General features: G+C 73.1%; 6 protein-coding genes and 1 rRNA gene. 2 read left to right on the top strand and 5 right to left on the bottom strand.

Annotated features, from left to right (window positions below; all coding sequences use genetic code 11):
* Window positions 1-91, top strand: a 5S ribosomal RNA gene (gene rrf / locus ACH4F2_RS27965); the annotation flags it as partial.
* Window positions 92-188: 97 nt separating this feature from the next.
* Here the strand turns inward: rrf and ACH4F2_RS27960 are convergent.
* Genes ACH4F2_RS27960 through ACH4F2_RS27940 form a run of 5 tightly spaced genes read right to left on the bottom strand, consistent with a single transcriptional unit; the run spans window position 189 to window position 5,853 of the window.
* Window positions 189-1,499 (bottom strand): DUF58 domain-containing protein, encoded by a 1,311-nt coding sequence (locus ACH4F2_RS27960; protein WP_398135513.1) that lies wholly within the window; start codon window positions 1,497-1,499, stop codon window positions 189-191.
* Window positions 1,499-2,488 carry an AAA family ATPase gene (locus ACH4F2_RS27955; RefSeq protein WP_398135516.1) on the bottom strand — a complete coding sequence of 330 codons (990 nt, stop codon included), beginning with the start codon at window positions 2,486-2,488 and terminating at the stop codon, window positions 1,499-1,501. The genes ACH4F2_RS27960 and ACH4F2_RS27955 overlap by 1 nt, the downstream gene beginning before the upstream one ends.
* Window positions 2,488-3,708 (bottom strand): DUF4350 domain-containing protein, encoded by a 1,221-nt coding sequence (locus tag ACH4F2_RS27950; protein WP_398135512.1) that lies wholly within the window; start codon window positions 3,706-3,708, stop codon window positions 2,488-2,490. The genes ACH4F2_RS27955 and ACH4F2_RS27950 overlap by 1 nt, the downstream gene beginning before the upstream one ends.
* Window positions 3,705-4,487: a DUF4129 domain-containing protein gene (locus ACH4F2_RS27945; protein ID WP_398135511.1), complete on the bottom strand. Its 783-nt coding sequence runs from the start codon at window positions 4,485-4,487 to the stop codon at window positions 3,705-3,707. The genes ACH4F2_RS27950 and ACH4F2_RS27945 overlap by 4 nt, the downstream gene beginning before the upstream one ends.
* A 4-nt stretch (window positions 4,488-4,491) precedes the next feature.
* Complete coding sequence (locus ACH4F2_RS27940; protein ID WP_398135510.1) at window positions 4,492-5,853, bottom strand: glycerophosphoryl diester phosphodiesterase membrane domain-containing protein; 1,362 nt, start codon at window positions 5,851-5,853, stop codon at window positions 4,492-4,494.
* A 139-nt stretch (window positions 5,854-5,992) separates the two neighbouring features.
* On the opposite strand from ACH4F2_RS27940, the gene mtnA reads away from it, so the two are divergent.
* Window positions 5,993-7,135 (top strand): S-methyl-5-thioribose-1-phosphate isomerase, encoded by a 1,143-nt coding sequence (gene mtnA, locus ACH4F2_RS27935; protein ID WP_398135509.1) that lies wholly within the window; start codon window positions 5,993-5,995, stop codon window positions 7,133-7,135.

Genomic DNA, 7,135 nt, shown 5'->3' with positions numbered 1-7,135 from the left:
GCCCGGTTACATATCGAACCCGGAAGCTAAGCCTTACAGCGCCGATGGTACTGCAGGGGGGACCCTGTGGGAGAGTAGGACGCCGCCGAACAATCATTCAAAGGAAACCCCGCACCGGGAACGGTGCGGGGTTTTCTGCGTTCAACGGGCAGTCGGGATGACAGGGTGGGGCCAGTCGGCCCCACCCCTCACAAGCGTCCCGCCGCCTTCAGCTCGAGATATGCGTCGGCCAGTGCCGGGGCCAGTTCGTCAGGGACCGCGTCGACGACTGTGACGCCGTGCCGGCGAAGCTGATCCGCAGTGCGGTGGCGTTCCGCCTGAGCCTGGGCCGCCGCCGCGGCCTCGTAGACAGCGTCCGCGTTACCGCGGGCCCGGGCCATCCGGGAGATGTGCGGATCCGCAACCGATGCCAGGACGACAGCGTGTCGCTGAGTCAGTCGCGGCAGGACGGGCAGCAACCCTTCCTCGATCGGGGCAGCGTCGAGTGTCGTGAGCAGCACGATCAGGGAACGGCGGGGGGCGGATCGGAGAGCGGTGGCGGTGAGGCCGCGGGCATCGGTCTCCACGAGCTCCGGTTCGAGGGGCGCCATCGCGCTGACCAAGGACGGGAGTACGTCGCCCGCCGTACGGCCCTGGACGAGAGCACGCACTCGACGGTCGTACGCGAGGAGATCGACACGGTCGCCGGCACGGGAAGCCAGGGCGGCCAGGAGCAAGGTGGCGTCCATGGACGCGTCGAGGCGGGGAGCGTCGCCCACGCGGCCGGCCGAGGTGCGGCCGGTGTCGAGGACGAGCAGGATGTGCCGGTCGCGTTCAGGGCGCCAGGTACGTATGGCGACGGTGGACTGGCGGGCTGTCGCGCGCCAGTCGATGGAACGGGTGTCGTCACCGGGAACGTACTCGCGCAGGCTGTCGAACTCCGTGCCCTGTCCGCGGGTGAGCACGCTGGTGCGGCCGTCGAGTTCGCGGAGACGGGACAGCTTGGACGGGAGGTGCTTGCGGCTCGTGAACGGGGGAAGGACGCGTACCGACCAGGGGACCCGGTGGGTGCCCTGGCGGGTGAAGAGGCCCAGGGGGCCGTACGAGCGGACCGTGACCCGGTCCGACTGACGGTCGCCGCGGCGGGTGGGGCGTAGACGGGTGGTGACGCGTCGACGCTCACCGGCCGGCACCGTCACGCGGTGGCGGGAGGCCGCCGATTCCGTGCCGGGCTGCCAGCTGCTGGGCGGCCAGGCGTCGCGGAGATGGGCGCGCAGCGGCCGGTTGGACGGATTGGCGACCGTCAGAGTGACGTCGGCGGTGTCGCCCAGGCGCGTGGAAGTGTCGCCGGAGCGGGTCAGGCGCAGCCCTCGTACGGGCGCGGCCAGGGCGAAGTCGCAGGCGCAGGCCACGGCCAGCGGGGCGTTGACCGCGAGGATGCCCGTCCAGCCGGGATCCCAGATGCCGATGGGGACGGAGCCCAGAGCCGCGAGAAGGGCGGCGCGTCCGGTGAATGCCATCAGCGGGGCACGGGGACGTGGGCGAGGACCGCGGTGATCACCGAGTCCGTGGTCACGCCCTCCATCTCGGCCTCCGGGCGGAGCTGGACGCGATGCCGGAGCGTGGGAAGGGCGAGAGCCTTCACATCGTCGGGGATGACGTAGTCGCGGCCGGTCAGCCAGGCCCACGCTCGGGAGGCGGAGAGCAGCGCCGTGGCCCCGCGCGGGGAGACGCCGAGGGTGAGGGACGGAGACTCGCGGGTGGCGCGGCAGATGTCGACGACGTAGGCCGTGACCTCGGGGGAGACCGTTGTCTTGGCCACTTCCGCGCGGGCCGCCTCCAGGTCGGCGGCGTTCGCCACGGGGCGTACGCCGGCGGCGCGCAGGTCGCGCGGATCGAAGCCGGAGGCGTGGCGGGTGAGGACGTCGATCTCGTCCTGCCGGGACGGGAGAGGGACGGTGAGCTTGAGCAGGAAGCGGTCCAGCTGGGCTTCCGGGAGGGGGTAGGTGCCCTCGTACTCGACCGGGTTCTGGGTGGCCGCGACCAGGAAGGGCTCGGGAAGCGGGCGGGGGGTGCCGTCGACCGTGACCTGGCGTTCCTCCATGGCTTCGAGGAGGGACGACTGGGTCTTCGGGGGCGTGCGGTTGATCTCGTCGGCGAGCAGCAGGTTGGTGAAGGCCGGGCCGGGCTGGAAGGAGAACTCGGCGGTGCGTGTGTCGTAGACCAGGGAGCCGGTGACGTCGCTCGGCATCAGGTCGGGGGTGAACTGGACGCGCTTGGTGTCCAGTTCGGTGGCTGCGGCCAGGGCGCGGACGAGGAGGGTCTTGGCGACGCCGGGGACGCCTTCGAGGAGGACGTGGCCGCGGCACAGGAGCGCTACGACGAGACCGGTCACGGCGGCGTCCTGGCCGACCACGGCCTTCGCGATCTCGGCGCGCAGGGACTCCAGGGCGGCGCGGGCGTTGCCCGGGTCCCCGGTCTGCCCGGCGTTGTCAGTGGTCGGGTCCATCATGGACGGCGTACCTCTCTTTCGAGGGCGTCGAGTTGGTCGGCGAGGGAGATGAGGGCCGCGTCGTCACCGGGCGGCGGGCCGAAGAGGAGGGTGTGCAGGGACTGTCCGTCGCCGTGTTCGCCACGTAGGCGGGCGGACAGGGCGGGGAGCAGAGCCTCAGGCGCGTGCGCCTGGGTGACGGGAGTGCCTACGAGGGGGGCGAGGCGGGCGCGGGTGGCGGAGCGCAGAGCGGTGGCCGCGCGGTCGCGGGCGCCCGCCTTGCGGTAGAGGCGGGCGTGGCCTTCGGCGGTCTCGGAGGCGCGGATCGCGACGGGGAGTTTTTCGGGCACCAGGGGGCCGAGCCGGCGTGCCCGCCACAGGGCCGCGAGGGCGGCGGCGATGAAGAGCTGCAGGGTGCCCCACAGCCAGCCGGAGGGGAGCAGGTCGAAGAAGCTGCGCTCGTCGTCCGGGGCGGTGGTGTCGGAGAGCGAGGGGAGGTACCAGACCAGGTGGTCGCGGGAGCCGAGGAGCTGGAGGGCGAGCGAGGCGTTGCCGTGCTCGTCGAGGTGGTTGTTGTAGAAGATGTCGGGGGCGCCGAGGAGGACCGTGTCACCCGGGGTGCCCTCCTGGGCTGCCTCACCGGAAGTCTCGGGGATGCGAAGCATTGTGGCCAGGCGTCGGCTGGGGTAGCAGGCGTCGGCTTCGGCGTGGGCGCTGCTGTAGCGGATGCCGCCCGTGTCCGCGGTGCCCGCGCGCCGGGCGGCGGGCAGGTCGCAGGCGGGGGCCAGCGTCGAATCGAGGCTGAGCGCGGGGTCAGCGGTGACGCCGGGGGCGAGTCGTTCGACGGCGGGGCCGCCCGGGGCCACCAGGACGGTACGGCCGCCGGAGCCCTCGACCGCGGAGTGCAGCCGCGTCTGCTGGTGCTCGGTCAGGAGGTCGGGGGCGGCGACCAGCAGGGTGGTGTCCGGGCCGGCCGCGGCGCGCGCCTCGTCCAGGGTGGTGACCACGCGCGTGGACACGCCCCGGTCGGCGAGGAGTTCGGCGACGGCCCGGCTGCCGTAGGGGTCGGCGGAGCGCGGGTCGAGTTCGCCGTGCCGGGCGTCGGAGCGGACGACGGCGATCGCGACGGCACCGGCGAGCAGCACGACGAGCGCGAGCGCGACACCCCGCGCGCGCGTCCACACCTGGCGGGCGGTGGGCGACGCCGAGGTGGTGGGGAGCGTGGCCTCGGTGGTCATTCGGAGACTCCCTGGCGGGTGCTCGAGTCCGCGCTGCCGGCCGTACCGGCGGCCGTGCTGCCCACCGGCTGTGGCTTGCTGCGTTCCAGGTCCGAGTCGAGTTCGGTGAGGCGCCGGTACGACTGCTCGCTGCCGGGACGGCCGCCGTACGTGACGTCGTCGAAGTCCCGGGCGGCGGCGTGCAGCCGGCCAGCGTGGGCGGGCAGGGCGCGGCCGGCCTCGGTGGCCGCCTCGTCGGCGGTGCGGCCGGGGCGGATGTCGAGGAGGGCGCGTTCCTCCAGGGCGCGGACGACGGCCCGCATGCGTTCCTGGACGGCCTGGTTCCAGTGTCCCCGGGCGGCATGCGCCTCGGCGGCGGCGCGGTGGTCGGCGGCGCTGCGGGGGCGGTCGTCGAACAGGGCGGGGGCGGAGGCCGGTCCGCGACGCGGGGTGCCCAGGCGCCACCAGAGGGCGCCCAGCACCGCCACGGCGGCCACGATGACGACGATCAGGCCGAGCGTCCCTCCGGGGGTCGCGGTGGACGCGCGGCTGAACAGGTCGTCGATCCAGTCCCAGAAGGCGTTCAGGGCCCGCTGGAACCAGCTGGGGTCGTTCTCGTGGTACATCCGCTTGGACAGCTCGCGGCGTGCGGCCTCCCGCGCCGGATCGCGCGGGATCGTCACCGGCGGTTCGTCACCGGAGCGCGACAGCGACAGCACGGGCGTGTCGCCGGTGCGCGACAACGTCCGTACGGCGGTGCGTGACAGCACGTCTGTGAGAACTCCCCCCGCCGGGCTCACCGCATCAGCTCCCAGGGTTGGTGCCGGGAGTGCCGGAGCCCGGGAGGCCGGCGGCGCGGGCCAGTTCGAGGTCGAGGGCCTCGCGGCGGATGCGCTGGTCGATGTACAGCAGCACGGCGACGCCCGCCGTGATCGGGAAGGTGATCATCGAGCCGATCACCGAGCCGATGCCGCTGACGACGAGGAACGTCCAGCCGAGGTCCCCGGTGCCCTCCAGGAAGCCGCCGACACCGTCGCCGCCGAGGGCCGCGGCGAGGAAGGCGAAGGGGATGATGATGATCGACGCGACGACGTTCGCGATGATCGTCGCGAGCAGCTGGATGCCGAAGACCCGCCACCAGGAGCCGCGCACGAGCTTCATGGAACGGCTCATCGCCTTCTTGATGCCCTGCTTCTCCAGCATCAGCGTGGGCGACGCCAGCGAGAAGCGGACCATGAGCCACACCGTGACGACGCCGGCCGCCAGGAAGCCCAGGACGGTCAGGGCCACGCCCGCGTCGCCGCCGCCCGCGGCCGTGACGAGGAGACCTGGTGCCATGCCGGCCATGACGATGCCGAAGACGATGAGCAGCAGGAGAAGGATCAGGCCGAACAGCTTCAGGATCTGAGGGCGGGCGTCCCGCCACGCCTCGCCGATGGTCACCGGCTTGCCGAGTACGGCGCGGCTGGTGACGGTCGTCAGCAGGGCGGTGGCCAGGACGGTGCCGATCAGGGAGATCACGAAGATGACACCCGAGTTGATCGTGGTGTCGGTCAGGGCGTCGCCGAGTTCGCTCAGGGTGGCATCGGGGTCGTTGAGGGCTTCGGTGCCGGTGTTGTCCAGGACGAGGCCCTGGAGCAGCACGACGATGATCTCCGTGAAGACCGCGACGGTCAGCGAGATGCCGAGGACCGTGCGCCAGTAGGTGCGCATGGTGGAGACCGCCCCGTCGAGGATCTCGCCGACGCCGAGCGGGCGGAGCGGGATCACACCGGGCTTGGCCGCGGGCGGGGGACCACCCCATCCGCCGCCCCATCCGCCGTGCCCGCCAGGCGGGCCGTAGCCGCCGCCCGGGCCGCCGTAGCCGCCGGGACCGCCGTAGCCGGGGTGGCCGGAGGGCGGGGTGCCCCAGCCCGGGTCGGGCGGTGGGGGAGGCGGGACCTGGCCGGGGCCGGTCGGTGCGGACCACTGGCCGGGGGGCGGCTGCTCCTTGGACCACTTCGTGCCGGGACTCGTCGGTTCCGCGCCCGGCTGGTCCGCGGGCTGCGCCGGCTGATCGGGGCCGGGGCCGGGGCGGCCGGCGGGCTCGGCGGGGCCGGACGCGCCGGGCTCCCGCCCGTCGGACGGGGCGGATCCGGGCGAGGCCCAGCCCGGAGTGTCGTTCATCGTCGCTCCTTCACGGTGCCCGTCCGCGGTCGCGGCGGCAGGTTGGCAGCCATCGTGCCATGGGGTGGCCGGGTGCGGACCGGGCGCGGTACGGGCTGCGCACCTTCAATTGTCCGCCTGACAGGGGGAGACTGACCGCATGGCTGATCAGTACGCACAAAGCGGCGAGGACAAGCGGCCGACCGGGATACCGGTTCTTCGCTGGGAGGAACCTCCCGAAGGTCCGGTGCTGGTTCTGCTGGATCAGACCAGGCTTCCGGCCGATGAGGTCGAACTGGTCTGCACGGACGCGTCCGCGCTCGTGGAGGCGATCCGCTCGCTCGCCGTGCGCGGGGCACCGCTGCTCGGCATCGCGGGCGCCTACGGCGTCGCGCTCGCCGCCGTCCGGGGCTTCGACGTGCAGGAGGCCGCGACCGCGCTGGCGGGGGCCCGCCCCACCGCGGTCAACCTCGCCGTCGGTGTGCGCCGGGCGCAGGCCGCCCACCAGGAGGCCTTCGCCAGGACCGGCGACTCCCAGCGGGCCGCCGCGGCGGCACTGGCCGCGGCGCGGGCGCTGCACCGGGAGGACGCCGAGGCCAGCGCCAGGATGGCCGCGCACGGGCTGGCGCTGCTGGACGAGCTGCTGCCCGCCGGCGGGCACCGGATCCTGACGCACTGCAACACCGGATCGCTCGTGTCGGGCGGTGAGGGGACAGCGCTCGCGGTGGCGCTCGCGGCGCACCGGTCGGGGCGGCTGCGGCGCCTGTGGGTGGACGAAACGCGTCCCTTGCTGCAAGGTGCTCGCCTGACGGCATACGAGGCGGCCCGCCACGGTATGGCGTACACCTTGCTCACCGACAACGCGGCCGGTTCGCTGTTCGCGGCGGGTGAGGTGGACGCGGTGCTCATCGGTGCGGACCGCATCGCGGCCGACGGTTCGGTGGCGAACAAGGTGGGCAGCTATCCGCTCGCCGTGCTCGCGCGGTACCACCATGTGCCGTTCATCGTGGTGGCACCGGTCACGACGGTGGACCCGGACACGCCGGACGGGGCGTCCGTCGAGGTCGAACAGCGCCCCGGATACGAGGTGACCGAGGTCACAGCACCGCAGGTGCCGGTGGCAGGAGCGGGAGGCGGGATTCCGGTGGCACCCCTGGGGACCCAGGCGTACAACCCGGCGTTCGACGTGACTCCGCCCGAACTGGTGACGGCGATCGTCACCGAGGAGGGCGCGGTTTCGCCCGTGACGACCGGGGCTCTGGCAGAGCTGTGTGCCAGGTCACGCCAGGTAACGATTAGCTAA

The organism is Streptomyces sp. NPDC017890 (assembly GCF_044328675.1).
In the GTDB taxonomy this organism is placed as follows: domain Bacteria; phylum Actinomycetota; class Actinomycetes; order Streptomycetales; family Streptomycetaceae; genus Streptomyces.
Note: the sequence above shows the minus strand (reverse complement) of the source record. Positions and strands in the feature narration are given on the sequence as shown.

Coding starts and splice junctions, on each gene's coding strand:
- mtnA (WP_398135509.1), top strand. CDS start 5,993: ATGGCTGATCAGTACGCACAAAGCGGCGAGGACAAGCGGCCGACCGGG.
- ACH4F2_RS27960 (WP_398135513.1), bottom strand. CDS start 1,499: ATGGCATTCACCGGACGCGCCGCCCTTCTCGCGGCTCTGGGCTCCGTC.
- ACH4F2_RS27940 (WP_398135510.1), bottom strand. CDS start 5,853: ATGAACGACACTCCGGGCTGGGCCTCGCCCGGATCCGCCCCGTCCGAC.
- ACH4F2_RS27950 (WP_398135512.1), bottom strand. CDS start 3,708: ATGACCACCGAGGCCACGCTCCCCACCACCTCGGCGTCGCCCACCGCC.
- ACH4F2_RS27955 (WP_398135516.1), bottom strand. CDS start 2,488: ATGGACCCGACCACTGACAACGCCGGGCAGACCGGGGACCCGGGCAAC.